The sequence below is a fragment of the Shewanella sp. LC6 genome (assembly GCF_006385735.2).
Classification (GTDB): Bacteria; Pseudomonadota; Gammaproteobacteria; order Enterobacterales; family Shewanellaceae; genus Shewanella; species Shewanella xiamenensis.
Window position 1 is genome coordinate 4,710,838 of the sequence record NZ_CP043902.1, and the last position, 24,163, is coordinate 4,735,000.

Below are 24,163 nucleotides of genomic sequence, written 5' to 3' on the forward strand. Positions count from 1 at the left end.
AAGTCACACGTCAATAAAGAGGTAGTTAATGGAGTTCACACTTTTTTGCATCACGGCATTTGCCGCTTATCTGGTGTTAAAAAAACCAGAAAAAGAGTCGCTCGCAGACAAATTATTATTTGGTTGCATTGGGTTAAGTTTCTTCATTTGGATAATGATGTCTTGGGGCATTTTACTTCCTATCGGCAATTACTAAAGGGCTACCATGAAAGAGCATTTATTTAACAAGCTAGCTTCATTTGCTTCTATTATTATCATGGCATTACCCGTTGGTATTGCTTGTTTTATTTTCGGATTTATTTATTTAGATAACCCTTGTGCTTTCTGCTGGCAAGAACGTACAGCCATGATCTTAGTGGCGCTAACTGCCCTCTATATCGTTCGCTTTGGCCTAAAACCTAAATATATCGCCGCGTTAGTTTGGCTTGGAATATATGGTGCCTTTATGGCCTCAGTTCATACCTCGATCAATTTAGGCAGTGATATTGGCCAAGGTTTTTCACTGAAAATCATGGGCGCTCATACCTATACTTGGGCGTTATTCGTGTTTGTCGTCGTGCTTATTGTGGTGGCATTACTCATGCTCACACTTGGCAATAAGTTCCCGAATAACGGCTACGGCAAGCAACCACTCGATACGCTTCCTAAGGTTGCCTGTGGGATATTCCTAGTCGTGATCAGTGGCAATATTGTCCAAGCCTTTACGCAAACGGGCCCCCTTCCCTTCGTAGGTCAAGATAGCCCTGGCCGAGTCTCTTTTAATCCTCAATACATGAGTTGGGAACTCGACCACTGGCCAACTTATGCACCTAATGCTCGCGGTGCTTACGCCATTGATAATCCTGATATTGAGACTTGGCAACCAACAGAACCGCTATTTGCTAAGGCTCCTAGAGCGAAATTAGTCGCTGAACAAGTGCTGCCATCGGAGATAAGTGGACGAGTGACTGCCATTGACTATCAGGCCGATGCGGGAGTTTATGCTCTGACGACAACAGATAATTGGGTCTATATCCTTGATAAGAAAATGCAAATTCTCAGTAAAGCGCAGATTGACGGCATGTATATGCTGCATATTGAAACGCTTCATGGGGTTGCCTTTACTTCCGCCAACAGCTTGCTGGTGATGGGCTTCAATAAAGCTTGGGCGGAATTAACGCTCGATCCAACACAAAACTGGGAAATGAACTATCGCCGCTTCAACCAAAGTAGCGATGGCATAGGTGAAACCGCTCGCGGCCAGTTCAGCACGGTACGCGCTAAAACCAGCTACAGCTTGGCATTGGGTTACAGCAGCACACTCGCACAATTTGTCACGGTTACGACCCGCGATGCACTCAACGAACACTTAGTGTTATCACGCTTTGACCGCACAGATATGACGCTCTCTGCCGAATCAAATTTACAAGGACTCCCTGCACTACCTCAAGTAACAGGCATCAGCGTTCAAGGCGAGCAAGCTTGGATCCTCAACAATGACGGCAGCGAGGTACTTAAGCTCAATCTGCTTACTGGCGAAGTAACACCTATGGCCAAACTGGCTGGCACGAACAATCCGCAAGGACTGTTAGTACAGGATGGCAAACTGTTGACCATCAGCCTGATCAATGGGCAAAACCAACTGCAAACCTATGTGATGTAAGTAATTTCGCCCTGAGATTCTCTCGGGGCATGCCGGTTCCCCGGCGATATAAAAGGCACAAAGCCAATAATCAAAACGAACCTAAGGTTCAAATCATGGTGGGTGATGACGATGAAAATCGATAGACGCACGTTTTTACAAGGAGCTGCAGCAAGCGCTGTGCTGTCCTCCCTGTCAGGCTTAACCCCCGGCATAGCACATGCCAAGCAACAAGGCGCCAATACAGGTCTATTGGCAAAACGAAATGGAGATGTTGTTTATCATAGTTGTTTACGCAACTGTGCAGCCCGATGTTTACTTAAGTTTAGAGTGCAAGATGGTCGCATGACCTATGTATCCGGGGCAGAAGAACAAGCTAAAACAGGTTTAGCTCCCTGCTTGAAAGGTCAAAGCTACGTTCAGTATACCTATGCCGCCGACCGGATCTTACATCCAATGGAGCGTGTTGGTAACAAAGGCGAAGGTAAATGGCGCCGTATTAGTTGGGATGAAGCCTATAGTAAAATATCTAGTCGTTTCAAGCAGATCATTGCAGAGCACGGTTCAGAGGCCATTCTTCCCTATAGCTATTCTGGTAATTATGGCGCCATTGGTATGTCCGCTTCCGGTGAGCGTTTCTGGAACCGTATCGGCTCCTCTATTCTTGAACGTAAAGTCTGTACCTATGCCGCCTATGATGGGCTCGAATCCTTGTATGGCACCTTCCTCGGCCCAGATCCTGAGGATATCTTACTCAGCGATGTGTACCTCACCTGGGGACATGATGAAGTTGTTTCTAACACTATTGCTATCAAACTCATTAACCAAGCCCGTGACCGCGGCACCAAGCTGTTAGCCGTCAATCCACAGCGAACCCCTTTATGTTCACAGGCAGATATTTACCTACAACCTCGCCCCAGCACAGATGTGCAACTCTGCGCGGGCATAATGAAATATCTTGTAGAGAAAGATCTTGTCGAACATAAGTTTATCGCAGAGCAAACCATTGGCTACGACGCCTTATTGCAACGCTTGAACGAGATCAGTTACGACGAAATAGAGAAGATCACAGGGGTTCCTCGGGCAAAAATGTTTGAATTTGCCAAGGTGCTAGGCGAAAACGAAAAAACCATGTTGCGTATGGGCTATGGTTTCCAACGTAACTTTAACGGTGCCCGCATGTCCCGCGCTGTGGCTATGTTGCTCGCCGTTACAGGGAACTTTGGTAAGCGTGGTAACGGGTTAATCTACGATAACGTTCATGCAGGTGGCGGACTGAATCAGTATCAAGCGAGCGGTAAATATATGCGCTCCAATCCTGATGCGCAGCGGATTAATATGACTGAGCTTGCCAAGGCGCTTCATCCTACACATCCCACCAGCCATGACAAACCGAGTAAACCGATTCACGGCATGATTATCTATAACGGTAACCCTGTCGTTGTGGCACCGGATACCAATGCCGTTATCGAAGGGATGAAACGGGAAGATCTGTTTGTGGTCGGCCATGACATGGTCATGACGGACTCACTGCAATACTGCGATATTATCCTGCCTGCGGCCAGCCAATTTGAAACCGATGATATCGTCGGCGACTACCATGGCTACTATGTGCAGGTCTGTCAGAAAGTCATTGAACCGCTGGGAGAATCTAAATGCAACTGGACCTTCTTCCGTGAATTAGGCCAAGCCATGGGATTTGAAGACCCCGCCTTCAAAGCCAGTAATGATGACATCATTCGCGAGCTGTTAACGAACGATTCGCCTTACTATAAAGGCGTCAGTTACGAGCGGTTGATGAAGGAAAAATACATCAAGTTAGACATTCCCCAGCCTGTACTCGCCGATGGTAAATACGATACGCCAAGTGGCAAGATTGAATTTAGTTCTCAGCTCATGGCCGATGCAGGTTTTCACCCTGTACTCGATTGGGGTTTACCCGAAGATGAGATGGAAGCCAAAGAAAAAGCACTTCCCTTCCGCCTACTCTCATCAGGTGTTCCACAGCGGGTCAATAGCTCCTTCTACAATGTAAAATACATTCGTGCCATTCCCGCCTACTACGTAAAAATCAATCCTGAAGATGCAAAAACCTACGGCATCAAAAACAACGACAGAGTTCAACTCAGTAATCACCGCGGTGAGGCCAAGTTTGACGCCATGATAACCAGTGGCGTACCTCAAGGGACCTTGATGAGCCCTAAATGTAATTGGCTCAGACTCAATCCTAACGGCACTGAGGGTTGCACTAACTCATTGACGACAGACAGATTGACCGACATGGGTGGTTGCTCTGCCTACCATTCAACCCGCGTGTCTTTGGCTAAAGCCTGATGGAGAACCCCATGGAAAATAAACATCAACTCGGATTCGTCTTCAGACAAGAAAACTGTGTTGGCTGCCAAGCCTGCACCATTGCCTGCCAAATCCACAATGAACTCCCAGAAGACGTACGCTTTCGTAAAGTTGACAGATACGAAGTGCCGCGCGATGACGGTGCAATAGACGTATGGCTAAGCCACTCCTGTATGCACTGTGGTAATCCAGCCTGCTTAATTGCTTGCCCTGCCCAAGCATATACCGTACGTAGTGACGGGCTCGTCGTACTCAACCGCGACAAGTGCACAGGTTGTGGCCTGTGTGTCAGCGCCTGCCCTTACGATGCCGTCGTCATGCTTAAAACTGATGGTAAAGCCGCTAAATGCAATATGTGCATTGAACTGATCGACCAAGGTCTTAAGCCAGCGTGCGTCGATGGCTGCCCCGTAAAATGTCTCGATACCGACCGTATCAATCAGCTACTCGCTCAAAAACCTTCAGTCTCTAAGCAAGGGATTGGTTACGGTAACTGCGTCACCAAACCTAACATGGTCATTGTTAAGGAGCGGCTATGACATCAACGGATTTTGGTCCAGTAGCGGCAGGTTATCAGGCGTTCAAGGGAATGTTGTTTACTCCTTCCTCTCCCGAAACCTTGCAACTGCTGATCACTTGGTTAGAGCATAACCAGCAATATCCCATGCTGTTGCAGGAGGCTCGTAAATGGTTGACTGAGCCGATAGAGCTCGAATGTGACTATAACCGCATGTGTATCGGACCGACACGCTTGTTAGTTCCCCCTTACGAGTCTGTGTATCGCGATGGGGGAAGGCAACTCAACACCGACAACACTAGCGCTGTGGCGACGTTTTACCAAAAACTGGGCTTAGTTATAGATAACAAACTCAATGAACCTGCTGATTATATTGGCAATGAAATGGAGTTTCTCTTCTGTGCCGAAGCCCTACGTCACCACCATAGCAATACCAACCCTACAGTAGCCAATGAGTTGAACCAGATGGCGCAGTGTTTTTTACAACAACATCTCGGTACTTGGTTTGAATATTTCACAGACGGAATGTCACGCCATGCTCAGCTCAAGTTTTGGGACTGCTATGCCAAGGCGCTAGCCGACTTTTTGGCGAACAGATTAAATATTGCAGGGGCCCATGCCCCATCTGAAAAGCCTCGACTCGATGCTTAAGGATATAATATGAAAAGATTAATCACTGTTATCACTAGTCTTACTGCTGGCATTTACAGCTTACCGCTACTGGCGAGCGAAACGTTAATGCCCCAACCTCAACAATGGCAACCTATACAGGAAATCGCCGTTCAAGGGGATATTCCTGAACTTCGTGGAATGCCACTACAGCCTGAGTTTCCTGCGCCCTTGGCCCAAGTCAATCAAGGCTATCTCGAAACGCTCGCTCCTGCGACTTGGTGGGCCGATCTACTGACCTACAGTTTCTTTGGGATGTTTTTCGTCTTAGCCCTGTTTGTTTTAATCAATGGCAAGGCAAAACTGACTCAAGGTTTCTCTGGCCATAAAGTCAACCGCTGGAGTGGAATGGATATATTGTTCCACTGGATAGGCGCAATTGCTTGCCTACTGCTGATCGGCACCGGACTAGCGATGATCGCAGGCCGTTTTTGGTTAGAACCGAATATGGGAGCAGAACGTTGGATCGGTTTTATCGGTAGCTCTGTAGCCATTCATAACCTTATGGCCTTTCCCTTTATATTAGGTTGGTTAGTAATGGTGGTGAAATGGGCCAACAAACAACTCCCTGAAGCCTGCGACTTAGGTTGGTTTAAGGCGCTCGGCGGCTACCTCAACTTCGGCTCGTTCAAAGGTAAGCACCCTGATGCAGGCTTTGCTAACGCAGGCGAAAAACTCTGGTTCTGGTGTTTTGCCCTGTTTGGCGCTCTGATGATTGGCTCCGGTGTGGTCTTGATGTTCCCAAGCTTGGTCGCAACCAAAGATGGCGCCAATCTCGCCTTAATCCTGCATCTCGTGAGCGCTTTCGTGCTAGGGGCATTTACCGTCGTACATATCTATATGGCGACAGTGATTTCTGAAGGCGGTATGGAATGCATGCTCACGGGACAATGCGATGAGAACTGGGCTAAGCAACACCACAATCTCTGGTTCCAGAAGTTACCTAAAAGCAAGTAAAAGCTGACGACTCGGGGTCACTGCAACTCCAAGTGAGTCAATAACGCCAGTATCCCCCCATTCGGGGGGAATCACCCACACCCATGTCCGCGATCTTTAAGGTCAGGGCTAGTTGCATCTTAAAAAACCGTTACACCCTAAAATAAGGGGAAATTATGAATAAAACCTCACTACTGCTACTCGGTCTCACGCTGCCTTTTGCCACTATGGCCGCAGAAAATCGTGATTGGGAGCAACTCGATCGCCGCCTACAACACTTAGAACAGCAACAAACAACTCAACTGCAAAATACCGAACTTAGCCTCTACGGCTCACTGAGACCGACGCTAGTCTACAGCGATAGTCGTTTGAGCGACGATTGGGATGTTGGAGATGCGCTCTCACGTATAGGGATTAAAGGTAAAACTGAATTCGCTCCCGGCTGGGCACTGCTGGCACAAGGGGAATGGAAAATAAACCTGAACGGTGATGGTAGCTTTGGTGATGCACGCTTAGCTTTTGCGGGCGTAAGCTCTCCTTGGGGACAATTCACTCTCGGCCGTCAACGCCCCGTACAATATAGCCTAGTCGCCGAATATACTGACATCTTCAATAATGCCAACTCACCTTTCGCCTACAATCAGGAGAGTCCTTTCTTTACGGATAATCTCGCGCTCTATCAAACAAAAATCGGCTATTTTACCCTTATGGGTTCCGCGCAATTTAAGAGCGAAGAGGCCAACAGTGGTGCCGATATGCTGAACGCAGGGCTTGGCTTCGACTGGCAGCAGTTGCACCTAGGCCTAAGTTACCTAGAGCAGGATACTTTCGAGTCCAATCTTAATACTGGCAAAGAAAATACTACTGGCTTTGCAATGGCTTATAGCTTTACCAATGGTGTCTATCTTGCCGTTGCCTATCAATATAAGGACTACCAACTCAATCAAGGCGAAGACCGAGAGGGCTATAGCCTCGATAGTGCACTCGCCCTTCCACTCGGCCAGGACTATAAGCTTAAGCTGGGTTACTTCCGATTCGACGATGGGATAAACGACTCAAGCAGTCTTAACTATCAAGGCGTTAATACCACAATAGAGTGGAATCCCAGCGCCAATGTGCGCCTACATGCAGAATACTTATATCAAGACAATGACAACCGAGATACAGATAACAGTATCGCTATCGGGGTTCGCTACGACTTCGATTTAAACTGGAAAGGTTAACCCAAACCCAGCCAAGGATGGCACTCCACTCAACTGCGCAGATTGTTCATAAGGTGCGGCGATACGCGGCGGGTGTTAGGCCGAAGGTTTGTTTAAAGCGTGCCGAAAATTTTTCTGCTGACAAGTACCCGCAAGACAATGCGACTTGTAAAACTGAATCGCTAGAGTTTTGCAATAGTGCTAAACCCTGGCACAAGCGCACTTCGGCAAGTAATTGCCTAAAGCTAGTGTCTTCCTGCGCCAGTTTACGTCTTAAACTGGCACTGCTCATATGCAACTTGTCGGCGATTTCCTCTTGCTGCCACGGGGCCGAAGGATGTTGACTCAGTATTGCCAATACGGCTTGGGTGACACTCGATTGCTTATGCCCATAAAGCCAATTCACACTACTTTGCTGCGGCAAACTTAACAATAATGCGGCTAAATAATGCATCTGCACCGATGTGGGCAGCGCCAAGGTCAGGCTATGCAGTAACGCATTCCAGGCAAAATCGACCGAGCGTGAGATCGTTTGTGTAGGCTTTGGCATCATCCTATCGGTTGCCGCCAGCGTAACGCCTGAGGGCAACTCATAGGGCAAGACGAGTTGCACCGCTCGGTAACGTCCGCTCATCGGCCGATTGACGAAACTGATATGGCTTCCGGCGGGTAACAATAATAGCTGTTCCGCATTCACGGCGAGGGTATCATCTTGCCAAAGCAACGACTTTTCCCCTTGGATCACTCTAATAATCGAGGGCTGATGCACAGGCACCCGTGAGAGTGACTGCGCCTGTTTCGAGTCGTATTCAAACATGCGGATCATACATCAGCCCTGTAATATCAGCGGTGATACACTGCGGTCAGCTTAGCGTGCCCTAAAGCTTGTGCATTGAGCATAAAGCCTAACAGCGCGGGTGAGGCATCCTTAGGTAACTCTAATGGCGACGGTAGCGCCCACACTGTAAATTCATATCGGTGCATGCCGTGCCCCTGTGGTGGACAGGCGCCACCAAAGTCGGTGGTGCCAAAATCGTTCTTTAGCGCAATCGCCCCTTTAGGTAATGCATTGGCTTTAGAACCCGCACCTTGCGCTAATTGCTGTTGATCGCCACCAATATTATAAACTGCCCAATGCCACCAGCCGCTGCCCGTCGGTGCATCGGGATCATACGCCGTCACCGCATAGGCTTTCGTGCCTTCAGGGGCATCGCGCCAAGCAAGTTGGGGCGAAATATTTGCGCCTGTACAGCCAAACCCATTAAAAACAAATTGATTAGATAATTGCTGACCTTCACTAATATCTTTGCTCGATAAGGTCATGGCCTGCACCGACCCTAATACTGCGGTAAATAATCCAATTCCGACTATCCACTTATGTAAATGCTTCATCACAATCTCCAATTGATACGTAACACCGCTAATTTACGTCAGTCTTAAGTGGCAAACCTGCCTCAAAACGCCAATTTTCTTCCCTAAATGCTCAAAATTGAGAAAAAGTGTCGACTTTTTGTCATATTTAAGCACTCAAGTGATTTTGTAAAGACTTAATCTGCATTTTTATGCAGGGATGGCGTACTCTATAAATTACCAAGCAAATTAATACTGTAGTTTGCGCGTAATTAGATATTTATTATTTATAAATTTATGCATTTTTAATTTTAAAAATAAACTGACAATATTTACTTTCGTTATTTAGATAATGATACTTAAGGATGATTGACTGTAATTACACAGATAAAACTTATTGCAATAAATAATTACAGTTAATTAAAAATAAGACACCGATCATATTTTTATTGGCAACACCTAGATAAACTCCATGCCGTAATAAAACGAATTAATAATTTTCTCGAATTTCATAATGGAGTTGTATATGAAGAGGAAATCTAAAATCATGGCACATATCCGACGTACTAGACATATCATGATGCCTAGCCAACGTGATTACTTCGACCATTCATTTATCTTCCTTCGCTAATCTTCGCGTAGGTAGTAGACCAATTAACAGGTCTAAAGTGGTATTGCCCTCGTAAGCGCATACACTTATCGTACTGTTTTTTTTCAGGTTTATTATCTCGCACCTAAATCAAAGCATTCTTTTGCTCGTGCAGTAACGCTGCGGCTAAGTCATTCATTTTGAATAAATCTATCTATTTATTCTTGGACGACTTATAGCTTCATCATATCTGCACACGGAATAGCCATATCTAATTTAATACCATTAATATTTTTAATTAGGTATAGGCCAAGTTGTATCCAAAACTTTTTAAAGTAAAAGGGAAATTAACGATGAAATCATTAAAAGTTGCCGCCAGCTTATCTGTTAGATCATGTTTTGAAATAGACAGAGAAGTTGTCAATGTATTAACCACAGATTTTTGCGATGTGGGCGCGGCTGTAGTTTCTGTTGATGATGTTAAAAATGGTATTGTTGAAAAAATTAAAAATACCGGATTAAAACTGCCTATTTTCGTATCCGTTTGCTGTGAAGAAACCTTCCCAGATGATATTTGCTCCTCGATTACCGGGGTATTTGAACTCTGCGGTAACAATACCGATTTCTATGGAAAACAGGTCGAAACCGCCGTCCAAAAATATGAGCAAGCCCTACTACCACCTTTCTTTGGCACACTGAAAAAATACGTGGAAATGGGTAACTCTACCTTTGCTTGCCCAGGACATCAGGGTGGTCAATTTTTCCGTAAACATCCTGTGGGTCGTCAATTTTTCGATTTCTTTGGCGAAACCATTTTCCGCTCAGATATGTGTAATGCCGACGTTAAACTCGGCGATCTGTTAATCCACGAAGGTGCGCCGCTGGATGCACAAAAATACGCGGCGAAGGTATTTAACGCCGATAAAACCTACTTTGTGCTTAACGGCACTTCTTCTTCAAACAAAGTGGCGACCAACGCACTGCTGGCGAAGGGTGACTTGGTATTATTCGACCGTAACAACCATAAATCCAACCACCATGGCGCGTTAATTCAAGCGGGCGCAACACCGATTTATTTGGAAACCGCCCGTAACCCCTTCGGTTTTATTGGCGGTATCGACGCCCACTGTTTCCAAGAGTCTTATTTAAGGGAGCAGATCCGCGCCGTTGCGCCTGAGCGTGCCGATGAACAACGTCCATTCCGTTTAGCCATTATCCAGCTGGGCACCTACGATGGCACTATCTACAACGCTCGCCAAGTGGTTGATCGTATAGGTCATCTATGTGATTACATCCTGTTTGACTCGGCTTGGGTTGGCTATGAACAGTTTATTCCTATGATGAACGACTGCTCGCCACTGCTGCTGGAACTGACACCTGACGATCCCGGTATTATCGTGACTCAGTCAGTACATAAACAGCAAGCAGGTTTCTCACAAACCTCGCAAATTCACAAAAAAGATAAACATATCAAAGGCCAAGCCAGATATTGCAACCATAAACGTTTCAACAACGCCTTTATGATGCATGCCTCTACCAGCCCCTTCTACCCGCTGTTTGCGGCATTGGATGTGAACGCTAAGATGCACGAAGGCGCCAGCGGCCGTTATCTGTGGCGTGAAGCGGTAAAAGCCGGTATCGAAGCGCGCAAGTTACTGCTGAAAAAATGTAAATATATCAAGCCATTTATCCCAAGTATGATCGAGGGGCGCCCATGGCAGGATTATCAAACTGAACTAATGGCCGATGATTTACGTTTCTTTGAGTTTGAACCCGGACAAAAATGGCACTCCTTCGAGGGCTATGAAAAAGGCCAATATTTCGTTGATCCTTGTAAATTCCTATTAACTACGCCAGGTATTGATGCCGAAACCGGTAAATATACTGAGTTTGGTATTCCCGCGACGATTTTGGCTAACTTCTTACGTGAAAATAATATTATTCCCGAGAAGTGCGACTTAAATTCGATTTTATTCTTGATGACACCTGCAGAAGATATGGCAAAAATGCAGCACTTAGTGTCGCAAATATCTCGCTTCGAGAAATTAGTCGATGAAGATGCGCCATTATCGGAAGTATTGCCAAACGTCTATAACGCCAATAAAGCTCGTTATAAAGACTATACCATTCGTCAACTCTGCCAAGAAATGCACAACCTTTATGTCAGCCATGACGTAAAACAATTGCAAAAAGAAATGTTCCGCCATGCTCACTTCCCAACAAAAGTAATGGACCCACAGGAAGCTAACCTCGAGTTTATTCGCGGCAATGTTGAATTAGTGCCACTGTCACAAATCGAAGGGCGAATTGCCGCAGAAGGCGCCCTGCCATATCCACCAGGGGTATTATGTATGGTGCCAGGTGAAATATGGGGTGGCGCAGTACAACGTTATTTCCTAGCCCTTGAAGAAGGCATCAATTTATTACCCGGATTCTCTCCAGAATTACAAGGTGTTTACCTCGAAAGCACCCCAGACGGAAAAATCCAAGCCCTAGGTTATGTATTAAATAAATAATTGAATCTGACTGTAGAGTTAATTAACCCCGCTCTACAGTCAATTTCAACCTTCTATAATGAATTATATTATTAGGTCATTATTATGAGTAAATCAGAAAATAAAATTGGCGTTGTCCAATTAACGATTATCACCATAGTTAATATGATGGGCTCTGGGATTATCATGCTGCCCACCCAATTAGCCCAAGTCGGTACTATCTCTGTGCTTTCTTGGCTTGTGACCGCCGCAGGCTCAACCGCGCTGGCCTTTGCGTTTGCAAAATGCGGGATGTTCAGTAAAAAAACTGGTGGTATGGGCGGTTATGCCGAATATGCCTTTGGCCGCAGCGGTAACTTTATGGCGAACTACACCTATGCGGTTTCGCTACTTATCGCTAACGTCGCCATCGCTATCTCCGCCGTGGGTTATGCCGCGGTGCTACTCGAAGTGAACTTAAGCCCAATGGCTATCTGTCTTGCCACCATTGGCGTGCTTTGGTTAGCCACAGTCGCAAACTTTGGTGGTGCTCGCATTACGGGCCGCGTGAGCAGCGTGACCGTATGGGGGATTATTCTGCCAGTGATTGGCGTGTCGTTAGTCGGTTGGTTCTGGTTCGACATCGACCTCTATAAAGGCGCATGGAACCCACATGATATGCCGTTCTTCAAAGCCTTAGGCGGTTCTATCGCGATGACCTTATGGGCATTCCTTGGCTTAGAATCGGCTTGTGCTAACTCAGAGGCCGTTGATAACCCAGAGAAAAACGTTCCTATCGCCGTAATGGGCGGAACCTTAGGAGCGGCGCTTATCTATATCGTTTCCACCAACGTGATAGCTGGGATTGTGCCTAACGCCGAACTTGCTAATTCAAACGCACCTTTTGGTTTAGCCTTCGCGCAAATGTTTAACCCTGTTGTGGGTAAAATCGTCATGGCCTGCGCCATTATCTCCTGTACAGGTTCATTGCTCGGTTGGCAGTTCACTATCGCGCAAGTGTTTAAAGCCTCTGCCGATGAAGGTTTCTTCCCTAAAGTGTTCGCTAAAGTCAGCAAAGCAGATGCGCCAATTTGGGGGATGACCATCATCGTTTCGATTCAAACCCTGCTGTCTTTGATGACTATCAGTCCATCACTGAGCAAACAGTTTGAAGCGCTCGTTAACCTTGCGGTGGTAACTAACATTGTGCCTTATATCCTGTCGATGGCAGCGCTAGGTGTGATGCAAAAACAACTCAAGGTGCCAGCGAACAAAGCCCGTGTCGCCAACGTGATTGCGATTATCGGTGCTCTGTATAGCTTTTACGCCCTCTATAGCTCTGGTGAAACTGCTGTGATGTTAGGTGCTATCGCGACCTTCTTCGGTTGGACCATCTACGGGGTGATTTCAAATAAAACCCCAAGCGTTGGGATCAAAGCGGCGTGAGCACAATGCACCTGCGAGTCTAATCCCTTAATAAATAAGAAACTTAACAGCAATCCGTCTTTAGGGACCTTAAGCCACTGCGCCTAAGGTCCCCAGACAAAACTTGCCTAATTTCGGTGGAATGATGAATAAAACCTGCATAGCGTTAATGCTACCTATGCTGTTGGTGGCCACCAGCAGCCAAGCGATTGAACTCTATAACGATCAAAAAAATTCATTAGATTTAAGCGGTTGGTTAGGCTTCGCGGCACTCAACGACAGCCACGATACCTCAGTAATCGATGACTCCTCCCGAGTACGATTTAGCTTTGAACGCAGCGAGAGAAATGGCTGGACCGCCTTTGCCACCACGGAATGGGGCATCAACATGGTGTCTAGCGATGACAGTTTAGTGATGCAAGGTGGCAAATTGGCCGCCGAAAAAACCGAAGACTTCCTCTACAACCGCTTAGGCTATGTCGGTATGTCACACGATGAATGGGGTAGCCTCAGCTTTGGTAAGCAATGGGGCGCTTACTACGATGTCGCTGGCACAACGGACTTACCGAACGTCTTCGCCGGATATAGTGTCGGTGCCTATGCCTTTAGCGATGGCGGTTTAACCGGAACTGGCCGTGCCGACTCCGCGTTTATCTACCGCAATAGCTTTGGCCCAGTGCAAATCGCCCTACAATACGCCGCCAAAACCAATGGTGATGTCACCTTAAAAAACGATGACGGCAGCGAAATGGCTAACTCTGAGCTTAATTTCGATAGCAGTTACGGCGCTAGCCTAACCTACTCACTCACCAACAAATTTAAACTGCTCGCCGGCGTTAACCGTGGCGACTTTGAAGGTCACCTAGGAAACACTCAAGTCGATGAAACCAACGAAATCGTCGGTATCGGCGCCATGTATGGTGATTACTATCACTACGCCGATAACCGCGAAGCCAGCGGTCTCTACGTCGGCTTTAACGCCCATCAGAGTAAGAACAATGAGCTAGTCGGCGGCGAACTCTACGACGCTACTGGCGCTGAGCTGATGACGGCCTATCAATTCGATAATGGCTTTGTGCCTATGATTGTCCTCAGCTATTTGGACTTAGATACAGATGCCAGTACGCCCATCCAAGGCAAATGGACCCGCCAATTCGCCATGCTTGGCCTGCACTACCGTTACAGTAACGACACTGTGATGTTTGCCGAAATGAAGTTAGATTTCAGCAATATGGATGATCCAGCACTCGAAGCGCAGGAAGATAATGGCTTTGCGGTAGGGATTAACTACTTCTTTTAGGAATGGAAAGTCTTCATCAGGCTCTCCCGTACATTGAGGGATAGTGGCTCACGTTCCTCATATCCGTGGGCCCATTTGAGACCGAGGTGCGGCGCACGTTCCGTCTACAAACGCTCGCCACACACTCATTGGATGGTACCGCTGGTTTACTATCATCTCTGCGCCACTCCAAATAGGTTTACTGGAGTGGCTTTTTTTCACCGTTACTTGGCGTGCTGACGGCCTGAAGAGGCTTTGTTTCCGCGACCTTGGTGGCCAGCCTTACCCTGCTCTGATTTTCCCTTAAAGCCCGACTGACCAAAAGGCGCCTTAGCTCCCGGACGGCTGGTTTTAGGCTGCTGACCTTGCGCCGCATTCGCCCCAGACTTTGGTCCCTTAGGCTTGCTTGCGCTCGGTTTGCCCTTGGCATCGCCTTTGCCTTTACGCTCATCAAACTGATTACCCGAGAAGCGTGTCAGGGCTTTTTGCCCTTGGTTGGCATCCTTCATCCATTTAGGGCCACGTTCGTTGCGCCCTTCTGGTGGAACGAGGTGATTTGGACTGTTACCAATCAAATCTTCACGTCCCATGGCAATCAAGCCTTCACGGATAATTGGCCAACCTGCTGGGTCGTGGTAACGCAGCAGCGCCTTATGCAGGCGGCGTTGGCGGCCCTTCTTCGGCACTGGCACTACTTCACTGCTGTGCTTCACGTTTTTCAACGAGTTCAACTCAGTGTGATAAATGGTCGTCGCGTTTGCCATTGGCGATGGATAGAAGTTTTGTACTTGGTCGAGCTTAAACTTACGCTCCTTCAGCCAGAGCGCGAGGTTGAGCATATCCTCGTCGGTCGTGCCCGGATGCGCCGAAATAAAATAAGGGATCAGGAACTGCTCTTTACCCGCTTCCTTAGAAAACTTATCAAACAGCTCTTTAAACTTATCATAGGCGCCCATGCCGGGTTTCATCATCTTGCTGAGCGGCCCTTCTTCGGTATGCTCAGGGGCGATTTTTAAGTAGCCGCCCACATGGTGCTGGACCAACTCTTTGACATAGGCAGGATCTTCAATCGCTAAGTCGTAACGCACGCCCGAAGCAATCAAGATTTTCTTAATGCCGGGCACAGCGCGAGCAGCGCGGTACAAGTCGATGGTATGTTTATGGTCTGTGCCTAAATGGCCGCAAATCGATGGATACACACAGGATAAACGGCGACAGGTTTTCTCCGCTTTTTCGCTGGTACAGCCGAGGCGATACATGTTGGCAGTGGGGCCGCCTAAGTCGGAAATCACCCCAGTAAAACCGGGAACCTTATCCTGAATATCTTTGATTTCTTTGATAATCGATTCTTGTGAACGGCTCTGGATAATCCGGCCTTCATGCTCGGTAATCGAGCAGAATGAACAGCCGCCAAAGCAACCGCGCATGATGTTGATCGAGGTTTTGATCATGTCATAGGCGGGGATTTTTTCCTTACCGTAGGCAGGATGCGGCACCCGTTTATAGGGTAAATCGAACACGGCATCCATTTCGTCGGTATTGAGTGGCCAAGCTGGCGGGTTCACCCACACGCCACGGTCACCGTGGGGCTGGAACAACGCCCGCGCACAACCCGGGTTTTGCTCTTGGTGCAAAATCCGCGAAGCATGGGCGTATAAGTATTTGTCTTCAGACACCTTTTCAAAGGCAGGCAGCAGCACATAGGTTTTATCCCATGGCTTAGGGCGTGGCGGCTGCACACTGATAGGCTTTGGCGCATCGTTATCGAAAATTTTAACATCCGATGGGCCAGATAAATTGGCGCAGCCCACATCGTCGGCGCCATAGGGGTTCGGGATAGGATCGATCTTATGCAGCTGATCGATCTTGCGAGAATCCATCCCACGCCACTCGGGCATAGGTTCTTTACGGATCACCGCTGTACCGCGCACATCTTGGATATCCGCAATGGCTTCACCCGCCGCTAAACGGCGTGCCACCTCAACCAGCGGGCGTTCGGCGTTGCCGTACATTAAGATATCGGCCTTAGCATCGAAAATCACGCTGCGACGGACTTTGTCCGACCAATAATCGTAGTGCGCAATACGGCGCAGACTCGCCTCGATGCCGCCAATGATCACTGGCACATCTTTAAAGGCTTCTTTACAACGTTGGGTATAAACCGTGACTGCGCGGTCGGGGCGCTTACCGCCCACATCACCGGGAGTATAGGCATCATCACTGCGAATACGGCGATCGGCGGTGTAACGGTTGATCATCGAATCCATATTGCCAGCGGTAACGCCAAAAAACAGATTCGGGCGCCCTAGCTGCATAAAGGCATCTTTGCTCGACCAATCGGGCTGAGAAATAATCCCAACGCGGTAGCCTTGGGCTTCTAACATCCGGCCAATGACCGCCATGCCAAAGCTTGGGTGATCCACATAGGCATCGCCAGTGACGATAATAATGTCACAGCTGTCCCAGCCTAATTTCTCCATCTCCTTGCGGGACATAGGTAAGAAAGGCGCTGTGCCAAAACATTCGGCCCAATACTTGGGATGGCTAAACAGTGTGGATTCAACTTGCATCGATTTTGACCCAAAAACGTAATGTCAAACAAAGGTGCAGACAAAAGCAAGCCGCACCGATTTAGGGACGCGGAGTATAGCAGGCAAACAGGGATAAGTGCGATTAAAAAAACAGCAGCCGAGGTGTTTTTCGGGGTATTTACGCCAATGCGCTTAATACCCCTAAAGTGGCTAAGGATATGGCTTAGACGGCCATTACCCTATCCCAGCAGTTACAGACTTTGGGCAAAATGCGCTAAATTGACTAGGGCTAGGCTGATAGTCACCAACCAAGTGAGCAACACGCCCCAAAAACGGCCGAAATGATAACCGCCTTTCCCCTGAGTTAAGCCAATAGCATGGAGTAAACGCGCTACAATCCATACAGTACCAAAGCAATGCAAATAGAAATGCGCTAAGCCACCCGCCTCGGCCACTAGCATTAAAATCAATACGATGGGCGCATTCTCAATTAGATTTGCGTGCACCCTGTTCGCCAGTGCTAAAGCATCGTTACCGCCGTCACCGAGACCGATTTTTTGGCTTCGTCTTAATTTCACGACTCGATACGCTAAAGCAATGATTAACAACCCAGTCAGGCTCGCGTAAAACCCTGTTACGATTAATGGCATAGCAACTCCCTTTTAATTAACATAAGCACGGTATATACCGCAAAAATTCAGCAATTTATTTGCATTAAGGTTAAAAGCCATTAACCTTTTAGTGACGAGATAGGTTAATATGCGCGCGCAATCTCTTACAACTTTTTATACAGCGAATAGCCCGATTGGATAACGAACAGTTTCTCGAAAAGCGTAAATTTATCATTAAGCTAGGTAAGGCTTTACATAAGTTTGGCACACCCGCTTACCGTCTTGAAACCCATTTACAAACCGTTTCTCGGACGCTCGGAATCGAAGGTTATTTTTTAATCTCGCCGACCTCCATGACCTTCGTATTACAACACGATACCGATCAAGAATATAACCATGTTGCGCGGGTAAAACCCGGCGAGTTGGATTTAGGTTCTCTCGCCCGCACCGATGAACTGGTGGATGAACTCACCTCAGGTAAACGCACGCTCACCGAAGCCTTAGACAGGCTAGAGGAAATTGCCAACAAACCCAACCCCTACGGCCCAGCACTAACTTGTTTTTCCTTCGGCACCTCAGCAGCGGCATTTGCCATGTTGATGGGCACAGGGTGGAACGATGTTTTTTGGTCTGGTTTGTTAGGCTTGCTAGTCTATGGCTTTGTATACCGCGCCGAGCGCTCGACTCGCATGGCAGAAGTGTTAGAGCCATTCGCGACGATTGTTTGCGCCATTGCCGCCTGCGCCATTGCCCGCATCGACCCTAATATTAATATTCCGGTGGTGATCCTCTCCTCCATCATCATCTTTATTCCCGGTTTAGCCTTAACCTTGGGGCTTGCTGAGCTGGCGGCACGCGATTTGATTTCGGGCACAGCGCGGATCATGGATGCCAGTATGCTGTTATTTAAGCTATATTTTGGTGCAGTGTTGGGGATGGCAATTGGTAAAGCCTTCTTCGGTGAGGCCATTTATATTGAACCGGAAGGATTGCCTCGCTGGGCGATTTGGTCGGCGGTGCCCATCCTTTCTATGGCGCTGGTGTTCATCTTTAAAGCACGGATGCAAGATTCGCCTTGGGGCGTTCTAGCGGGAATTGTCGCATTTTTCTCCGCCATGTTAGGAGGACACTTTTTTGGTGATTCGGTGGGGATATTTTTCGGTGCCCTAGCCGTAGGAGTTTACTCCAATCTTTATGCCCGTTGGATGAAGGCTCCCGCCTCAATTGCATTGCTGCAAGGCATTGTGATCTTAGTACCCGGCAGTAAAACCTACATAGGGCTGAACGCGCTGATCTCCGGCGAAACTATGCTTAACCAATCCCATATTGGCTCACAGATCTTTTTGATCTTTATGTCGCTTATCGCCGGACTGATTTTTGCCAACGTCGTAGTACCACCAAGGCGTACGCTATAACATTCATCCTCAGGGCTGGCGCCAATTCCAGCCCTATTCTTAAAATAACCTTATGAAAAATCATAATCTTATTAAAATGTTTACTTGACTAATCGTCATATCCCGTGTGTTATTAAATTGTAAAGCACAGCAGAACCTTAAGCTGTCGCCATCCAGTTTACGGGAGTGGTTTTATGCAGAAGTTTACCCTGTATGCATCGATTCTACCTTGTTGCCTCTGTGGTCTAGTCAACCTAGCCACAGCGGATGAGGCTTTGCCTAAAACGCCTCCCGAGGAAGCCCCAAAAAAGGTCAGCAAAATTGTCGTGGTGAGCAACCCGATCTTCGACGAGTCAGATCCCGATGCATTTTTTATCCACCGCTGGGCAAACTATCTGCATATAAATACCAAGGAATATGTGGTTCGCGATAAGCTTACCTTTAGCGAAAACGATACGGTCACCCAAAAAGATCTCGATGAGTCTCAACGTTTACTGCGCGCCGAACCCTATATTCGTGATGCCAAAGTTTATACAAGTGAGAAAGATCCCCAAACGGATTCTCCCCTCGAAGATGAATCCATTATTATTGAAACTTGGGACAACTGGTCGCTACTGCCAACGGCCAGCTTTAGCAGCTCAGGAGGAGACACTCGTTATTCCTTTGGCGTAAAAGAAGATAACCTTCTAGGTACTGGCATTCGCACCCGCTTAAAGTATCAATCTAACGAATCCCGCACTGGCTATAAGTTTGCCTTTGAGGCACCCGTGAGTTTTATCGATCACGGCATTGTCGCCGCTGAATTTTATGATAATAGTGACGGCCAAGCTAAACATGTGTACGTGAGCAAGCCTTTCTATTCATTGAATACTGAGACCATGTACTCGGCCGAGTTTTAAGATGATAGCCGCACCGATATTTTGAGACAAAATGGGCAAGAGGTGAACGAGTTTGCCCACACTGTCGATTATCTTAATTTGCAATATGGTTGGTTACTCAATAGAAGCAACGACAATCTGTCTCGCTTTATTGCTGGCTTTACCCAAGACAAACACGAGTTTGCCAATTCAGAGGTATATCCTAACTCAGAGTTACCACAAGATAGGGACTTTATGTATCCCTGGGTTGCCTATGAATATGTTCAAGATGATTTTCAGATACTGAACAACGTGCACCTGATCCGTAATAATGAAGACTTTAACTTAGGATGGCATCACTATATCCAACTCGGTATTGAAACCAATGATATCGGCGACAATAACCCAGTGGGTTACCACTTTAAATGGCAAACCACTAGAGGTTATAAATTTGATGAACATCTTTGGTTACTGGAAATGGGCGCGACCAGCACTCTAGGCACCACGCAAAAAGATACTTTTCAGGCTAATGTACAAGCGGAATACTTCTATCAAATCAATCCAAAATGGATTGCATATGGCAAAGCTTGGGCAAGCCTGTCCAATAATACCTATCTCGATCTAACTCAAGGACTTGGGGATGAAACTGGAGTACGAGGTTATCCCAACGAATATCAACAAGGGGATAACCAATGGTTATTTACCGCCGAAATCCGCAATTATCCGAATATCAACTTATACCAATTAGCCGAACTCGGCTGGGCAGTCTTTGCGGATGTAGGCCAAGCCTCTGGTGGCCCCTTAGCCGACAATAACGAAGTCAACGGCCCGCTCGGTAGCATAGGTATTGGCGCGCGGATTTATTCATCTAGATCCAGCTACGGCAACGTCGCCCATATCGATTTTTCGGTACCTTACACGGGGGGCGATTCAGTAAACAGTTGGGAATGGCGATTCTTAGTCAAACAAAGCTTTTAAGCTATTTAGTTGACAGAATATTAGCCTTAGAGACGCTATAAACCAGTTTAAATCTGGCCGATAAGAGCGATCCCTATGGCTCACTTTTAGTGATTTTTAAGTAGGCTATATTCTTCTAATCACTAAAGGGGTATTTATATTGATCAACAAAATTGGATTATCATCTCTGCTATTACTTCAGCCTTTAACCGCTTTTTAGTCGAGTATTTTCATTCTCAAGTTCATTTAAGCAAACCACTGACACTGTCCCGATCCCACTAAATTTAGCTCGCCATTGAAACCAGCCACATCAAATATCTCACCAGTTCATAGCCTCACAAGTATTTCAATCCGAGGCGCATAACGCAGAAAGAGTTATTCCATTTTAAGTCAATCCCACAGGAAGCAGGATGCCTTTGAGGCTGTCAGATGTTTACTGCTTGGTAAAGCGCTTATGCTGCGCTCAAGGCTTTTGGCAGAACCCATTATGCCTTCAAGCCTTCACCTTGCCTAAAGTGCTTTGTACTCCGCGAAATGAACAGATATTGAATACGATTGGTATGGTACATCACACAGTGATGCGCTCAATAAATGAGAGGGATAAATGCTGCAGAACAGGATTCCGCGACAATTTAAATAGATAAATTCCAAAGACGAAAAAGCCCTAACATTGCTGTTAGGGCTTTTCGAAATGTTGGCGGAGCGGACGGGACTCGAACCCGCGACCCCCGGCGTGACAGGCCGGTATTCTAACCAACTGAACTACCGCTCCTTTAACTTAACGTTTGCACATTAAGCTAAATTAGGCGCTTGGCGATGACCTACTCTCACATGGGGAGACCCCACACTACCATCGGCGCGATTGCGTTTCACTTCTGAGTTCGGGATGGGATCAGGTGGGACCACAATGCTATTGTCACCAAGCAAATTCTTACTGGTTAATTCTACGTCTGACGGCATTGTTTCCTCACTCCAGTGCTCATGTACTACCGTACACTCCGCCCTTCGCTCGTCACGGCTTTGTCTGCCGTACAATTACCTGCGTAATTAACCTTTATTTGTTAATTTAGAAAGCTGTATTGAGTATCACTTCTTAAGTGTTTCTATTCAAGCTAAGTGCTACTTAGCAAAACCCATCTGGGTTGTATGGTTAAGCCTCTCGAGTCATTAGTATCAGTTAGCTCAACGCCTCACAACGCTTACACACCTGACCTATCAACGTCCTAGTCTCGAACGGCTCTTTAGTGGACTTAAAGTCCAAGGGATGACTCATCTTGGGGCTCGCTTCCCGCTTAGATGCTTTCAGCGGTTATCGATTCCGAACATAGCTACCGGGCAATGCCATTGGCATGACAACCCGAACACCAGCGGTTCGTTCACTCCGGTCCTCTCGTACTAGGAGCAACTCCCCTCAATCATCCAACGCCCACGGCAGATAGGGACCGAACTGTCTCACGACGTTCTGAACCCAGCTCGCGTACCACTTTAAATGGCGAACAGCCATACCCTTGGGACCGACTTCAGCCCCAGGATGTGATGAGCCGACATCGAGGTGCCAAACACCGCCGTCGATATGAACTCTTGGGCGGTATCAGCCTGTTATCCCCGGAGTACCTTTTATCCGTTGAGCGATGGCCCTTCCATTCAGAACCACCGGATCACTATGACCTACTTTCGTACCTGCTCGACGTGTCTGTCTCGCAGTTAAGCTGGCTTATGCCATTGCACTAACCGTACGATGTCCGACCGTACTTAGCCAACCTTCGTGCTCCTCCGTTACTCTTTGGGAGGAGACCGCCCCAGTCAAACTACCCACCAGGCACTGTCCTTACCCCAGATAATGGGGCCAAGTTAGAACATCAACACTACAAGGGTGGTATTTCAAGGACGACTCCATCAGAACTAGCGTTCCAACTTCATAGTCTCCCACCTATCCTACACATGTAGGGTCAATGTTCAGTGCCAAGCTATAGTAAAGGTTCACGGGGTCTTTCCGTCTAGCCGCGGGTATACGGCATCTTCACCGCAATTTCAACTTCACTGAGTCTCGGCTGGAGACAGCGTGGCCATCATTACGCCATTCGTGCAGGTCGGAACTTACCCGACAAGGAATTTCGCTACCTTAGGACCGTTATAGTTACGGCCGCCGTTTACCGGGGCTTCGATCATGAGCTTCTCTTGCGATAACCCAATCAATTAACCTTCCGGCACCGGGCAGGCGTCACACCGTATACTTCCTCTTGCGAGTTTGCACAGTGCTGTGTTTTTGATAAACAGTTGCAGCCACCTGGTATCTGCGACTCCCGTCAGCTTAGAGAGCAAGTCTCATCACCAACAGGAGCGTACCTTCTCCCGAAGTTACGGTACCATTTTGCCTAGTTCCTTCAGCCGAGTTCTCTCAAGCGCCTTGGTATTCTCTACCCGACCACCTGTGTCGGTTTGGGGTACGATTCCCGCTAACCTGAAGCTTAGAAGATTTTCCTGGAAGCATGGCATCAACTACTTCATCCCCTTGGGGACTCGTCATCAGCTCTCAGTGTATAGTGACCCGGATTTGCCTAAGTCACCCACCTACCACCTTAAACGCGGACTACCAACGCCGCGCTAGCCTAGCCTTCTCCGTCTCTCCATCGCAGTTAGCGGAAGTACAGAAATATTAATCTGTTTCCCATCGATTACGCCTTTCGGCCTCACCTTAGGGGTCGACTCACCCTGCCCCGATTAACGTTGGACAGGAACCCTTGGTCTTTCGGCGAGGGGGTTTTTCACCCCCTTTATCGTTACTCATGTCAGCATTCGCACTTCTGATACCTCCAGTGTGGGTTACCCCTTCACCTTCAACGGCTTACAGAACGCTCCTCTACCGCGCAACTCTAATGAATTGCACCCGTAGCTTCGGTGGTATGTTTAGCCCCGTTACATCTTCCGCGCAGGCCGACTCGACTAGTGAGCTATTACGCTTTCTTTAAATGATGGCTGCTTCTAAGCCAACATCCTAGCTGTCTAAGCCTTCCCACATCGTTTCCCACTTAACATACACTTTGGGACCTTAGCTGACGGTCTGGGTTGTTTCCCTTTTGACGACGGACGTTAGCACCCGCCGTCTGTCTCCCGAGTAGTACTCATTGGTATTCGGAGTTTGCAAAGGGTTGGTAAGTCGGGATGACCCCCTAGCCTTAACAGTGCTCTACCCCCAATGGTATTCGCTCGAGGCGCTACCTAAATAGCTTTCGAGGAGAACCAGATATCTCCCGGTTTGATTGGCCTTTCACCCCCAGCCACAAGTCATCCGCTAATTTTTCAACATTAGTCGGTTCGGTCCTCCAGTTGATGTTACTCAACCTTCAACCTGCCCATGGCTAGATCACCGGGTTTCGGGTCTACGCCTTGCAACTA

14 protein-coding genes, 1 tRNA gene, 2 rRNA genes and 1 pseudogene (1 of these 18 cut by a window edge) are annotated in these 24,163 nt (G+C 47.5%); 11 read left to right on the top strand and 7 right to left on the bottom strand.

All coding sequences use genetic code 11. The annotated features are described in order from the left end of the window. The first annotated feature begins 205 nt into the window (after positions 1-205). The 6 genes from FJD32_RS21070 (at position 206) to FJD32_RS21095 (ending at position 7,321) form a co-directional block, all read left to right on the top strand. Positions 206-1,642, top strand: coding sequence for a disulfide bond formation protein B (locus FJD32_RS21070; RefSeq protein WP_069453795.1), 1,437 nt, complete (start codon positions 206-208; stop codon positions 1,640-1,642). 111 nt (positions 1,643-1,753) lie between these two features. Next, on the top strand, positions 1,754-3,955 hold the full coding sequence (locus FJD32_RS21075) for a molybdopterin-dependent oxidoreductase (protein ID WP_140906445.1): 2,202 nt from the start codon (positions 1,754-1,756) through the stop codon (positions 3,953-3,955). Positions 3,956-3,966: 11 nt separating this feature from the next. Next, positions 3,967-4,515 carry a 4Fe-4S dicluster domain-containing protein gene (locus FJD32_RS21080; protein WP_037413781.1) on the top strand — a complete coding sequence of 183 codons (549 nt, stop codon included), beginning with the start codon at positions 3,967-3,969 and terminating at the stop codon, positions 4,513-4,515. Beyond that, positions 4,512-5,144 (top strand): molecular chaperone TorD family protein, encoded by a 633-nt coding sequence (locus FJD32_RS21085; protein ID WP_088586264.1) that lies wholly within the window; start codon positions 4,512-4,514, stop codon positions 5,142-5,144. Before FJD32_RS21080 ends, FJD32_RS21085 begins: the two co-directional genes overlap by 4 nt. A gap of 9 nt (positions 5,145-5,153) precedes the next feature. Further along, entirely contained in the window at positions 5,154-6,119 is a 966-nt protein-coding gene (locus FJD32_RS21090) for a formate dehydrogenase subunit gamma (protein WP_037413783.1), read from the top strand. 155 nt (positions 6,120-6,274) lie between these two features. Continuing rightward, complete coding sequence (locus tag FJD32_RS21095) at positions 6,275-7,321, top strand: porin (protein ID WP_037431621.1); 1,047 nt, start codon at positions 6,275-6,277, stop codon at positions 7,319-7,321. A 46-nt stretch (positions 7,322-7,367) separates the two neighbouring features. On the opposite strand, the gene FJD32_RS21100 is transcribed toward FJD32_RS21095, so the two are convergent. Together FJD32_RS21100 and FJD32_RS21105 are read right to left on the bottom strand one after the other, a co-directional pair. After that, complete coding sequence (locus tag FJD32_RS21100) at positions 7,368-8,126, bottom strand: AraC family transcriptional regulator (RefSeq protein WP_037413785.1); 759 nt, start codon at positions 8,124-8,126, stop codon at positions 7,368-7,370. Positions 8,127-8,143: 17 nt separating this feature from the next. Further along, positions 8,144-8,692, bottom strand: a complete 549-nt coding sequence (locus FJD32_RS21105) for a YbhB/YbcL family Raf kinase inhibitor-like protein (RefSeq protein ID WP_047534161.1) — start codon at positions 8,690-8,692, stop codon at positions 8,144-8,146. A 900-nt stretch (positions 8,693-9,592) separates the two neighbouring features. Between FJD32_RS21105 and speF the strand changes: the two genes are divergently transcribed. The 3 genes from speF to FJD32_RS21125 all read left to right on the top strand — a co-directional run bounded on the left by speF (position 9,593) and on the right by FJD32_RS21125 (position 14,438). Continuing rightward, a complete protein-coding gene (gene speF / locus FJD32_RS21115; RefSeq protein ID WP_088586265.1) occupies positions 9,593-11,755 on the top strand; it encodes an ornithine decarboxylase SpeF in 2,163 nt (720 codons plus the stop codon). An 84-nt stretch (positions 11,756-11,839) separates the two neighbouring features. Next, positions 11,840-13,159, top strand: a complete 1,320-nt coding sequence (gene potE, locus FJD32_RS21120) for a putrescine-ornithine antiporter (RefSeq protein ID WP_037413789.1) — start codon at positions 11,840-11,842, stop codon at positions 13,157-13,159. 124 nt (positions 13,160-13,283) lie between these two features. Further along, the gene (locus FJD32_RS21125; RefSeq protein WP_088586266.1) at positions 13,284-14,438 is read left to right on the top strand and encodes a porin; all 1,155 of its coding nucleotides are present in this window, start codon (positions 13,284-13,286) and stop codon (positions 14,436-14,438) included. Positions 14,439-14,641: 203 nt separating this feature from the next. Here FJD32_RS21125 and FJD32_RS21130 read toward each other — a convergent pair whose 3' ends face one another. Together FJD32_RS21130 and FJD32_RS21135 are read right to left on the bottom strand one after the other, a co-directional pair. Further along, on the bottom strand, positions 14,642-16,987 hold the full coding sequence (locus FJD32_RS21130; protein WP_088586267.1) for a YgiQ family radical SAM protein: 2,346 nt from the start codon (positions 16,985-16,987) through the stop codon (positions 14,642-14,644). Positions 16,988-17,199: 212 nt separating this feature from the next. Then, on the bottom strand, positions 17,200-17,598 hold the full coding sequence (locus tag FJD32_RS21135) for an MAPEG family protein (RefSeq protein ID WP_088586268.1): 399 nt from the start codon (positions 17,596-17,598) through the stop codon (positions 17,200-17,202). 155 nt (positions 17,599-17,753) lie between these two features. Between FJD32_RS21135 and FJD32_RS21140 the strand changes: the two genes are divergently transcribed. Both FJD32_RS21140 and FJD32_RS21145 read left to right on the top strand, forming a co-directional pair. Continuing rightward, positions 17,754-18,974, top strand: coding sequence for a threonine/serine exporter family protein (locus tag FJD32_RS21140; protein ID WP_037413798.1), 1,221 nt, complete (start codon positions 17,754-17,756; stop codon positions 18,972-18,974). Positions 18,975-19,147: 173 nt separating this feature from the next. After that, positions 19,148-20,788: pseudogene (locus FJD32_RS21145) on the top strand (hypothetical protein). 674 nt (positions 20,789-21,462) lie between these two features. Here the strand turns inward: FJD32_RS21145 and FJD32_RS21150 are convergent. The 3 genes from FJD32_RS21150 to FJD32_RS21160 form a co-directional block, all read right to left on the bottom strand. Further along, positions 21,463-21,539 (bottom strand) — tRNA-Asp (locus tag FJD32_RS21150). Between the two features lie 36 nt (positions 21,540-21,575). Further along, a 5S ribosomal RNA gene (rrf, locus tag FJD32_RS21155) occupies positions 21,576-21,691 on the bottom strand. A gap of 222 nt (positions 21,692-21,913) precedes the next feature. After that, positions 21,914-24,163, bottom strand: a 23S ribosomal RNA gene (locus FJD32_RS21160); it runs 643 nt beyond the window's last position.

Excerpts from the sequence above, each read along its gene's own strand:
- speF (WP_088586265.1), top strand. The coding sequence starts at position 9,593 with ATGAAATCATTAAAAGTTGCCGCCAGCTTATCTGTTAGATCATGTTTT.
- FJD32_RS21080 (WP_037413781.1), top strand. The coding sequence starts at position 3,967 with ATGGAAAATAAACATCAACTCGGATTCGTCTTCAGACAAGAAAACTGT.
- FJD32_RS21125 (WP_088586266.1), top strand. The coding sequence starts at position 13,284 with ATGAATAAAACCTGCATAGCGTTAATGCTACCTATGCTGTTGGTGGCC.
- FJD32_RS21070 (WP_069453795.1), top strand. The coding sequence starts at position 206 with ATGAAAGAGCATTTATTTAACAAGCTAGCTTCATTTGCTTCTATTATT.
- FJD32_RS21085 (WP_088586264.1), top strand. The coding sequence starts at position 4,512 with ATGACATCAACGGATTTTGGTCCAGTAGCGGCAGGTTATCAGGCGTTC.
- FJD32_RS21105 (WP_047534161.1), bottom strand. The coding sequence starts at position 8,692 with ATGAAGCATTTACATAAGTGGATAGTCGGAATTGGATTATTTACCGCA.
- FJD32_RS21135 (WP_088586268.1), bottom strand. The coding sequence starts at position 17,598 with ATGCCATTAATCGTAACAGGGTTTTACGCGAGCCTGACTGGGTTGTTA.
- FJD32_RS21095 (WP_037431621.1), top strand. The coding sequence starts at position 6,275 with ATGAATAAAACCTCACTACTGCTACTCGGTCTCACGCTGCCTTTTGCC.
- FJD32_RS21130 (WP_088586267.1), bottom strand. The coding sequence starts at position 16,987 with ATGCAAGTTGAATCCACACTGTTTAGCCATCCCAAGTATTGGGCCGAA.
- FJD32_RS21100 (WP_037413785.1), bottom strand. The coding sequence starts at position 8,126 with ATGATCCGCATGTTTGAATACGACTCGAAACAGGCGCAGTCACTCTCA.
- FJD32_RS21090 (WP_037413783.1), top strand. The coding sequence starts at position 5,154 with ATGAAAAGATTAATCACTGTTATCACTAGTCTTACTGCTGGCATTTAC.
- potE (WP_037413789.1), top strand. The coding sequence starts at position 11,840 with ATGAGTAAATCAGAAAATAAAATTGGCGTTGTCCAATTAACGATTATC.
- FJD32_RS21075 (WP_140906445.1), top strand. The coding sequence starts at position 1,754 with ATGAAAATCGATAGACGCACGTTTTTACAAGGAGCTGCAGCAAGCGCT.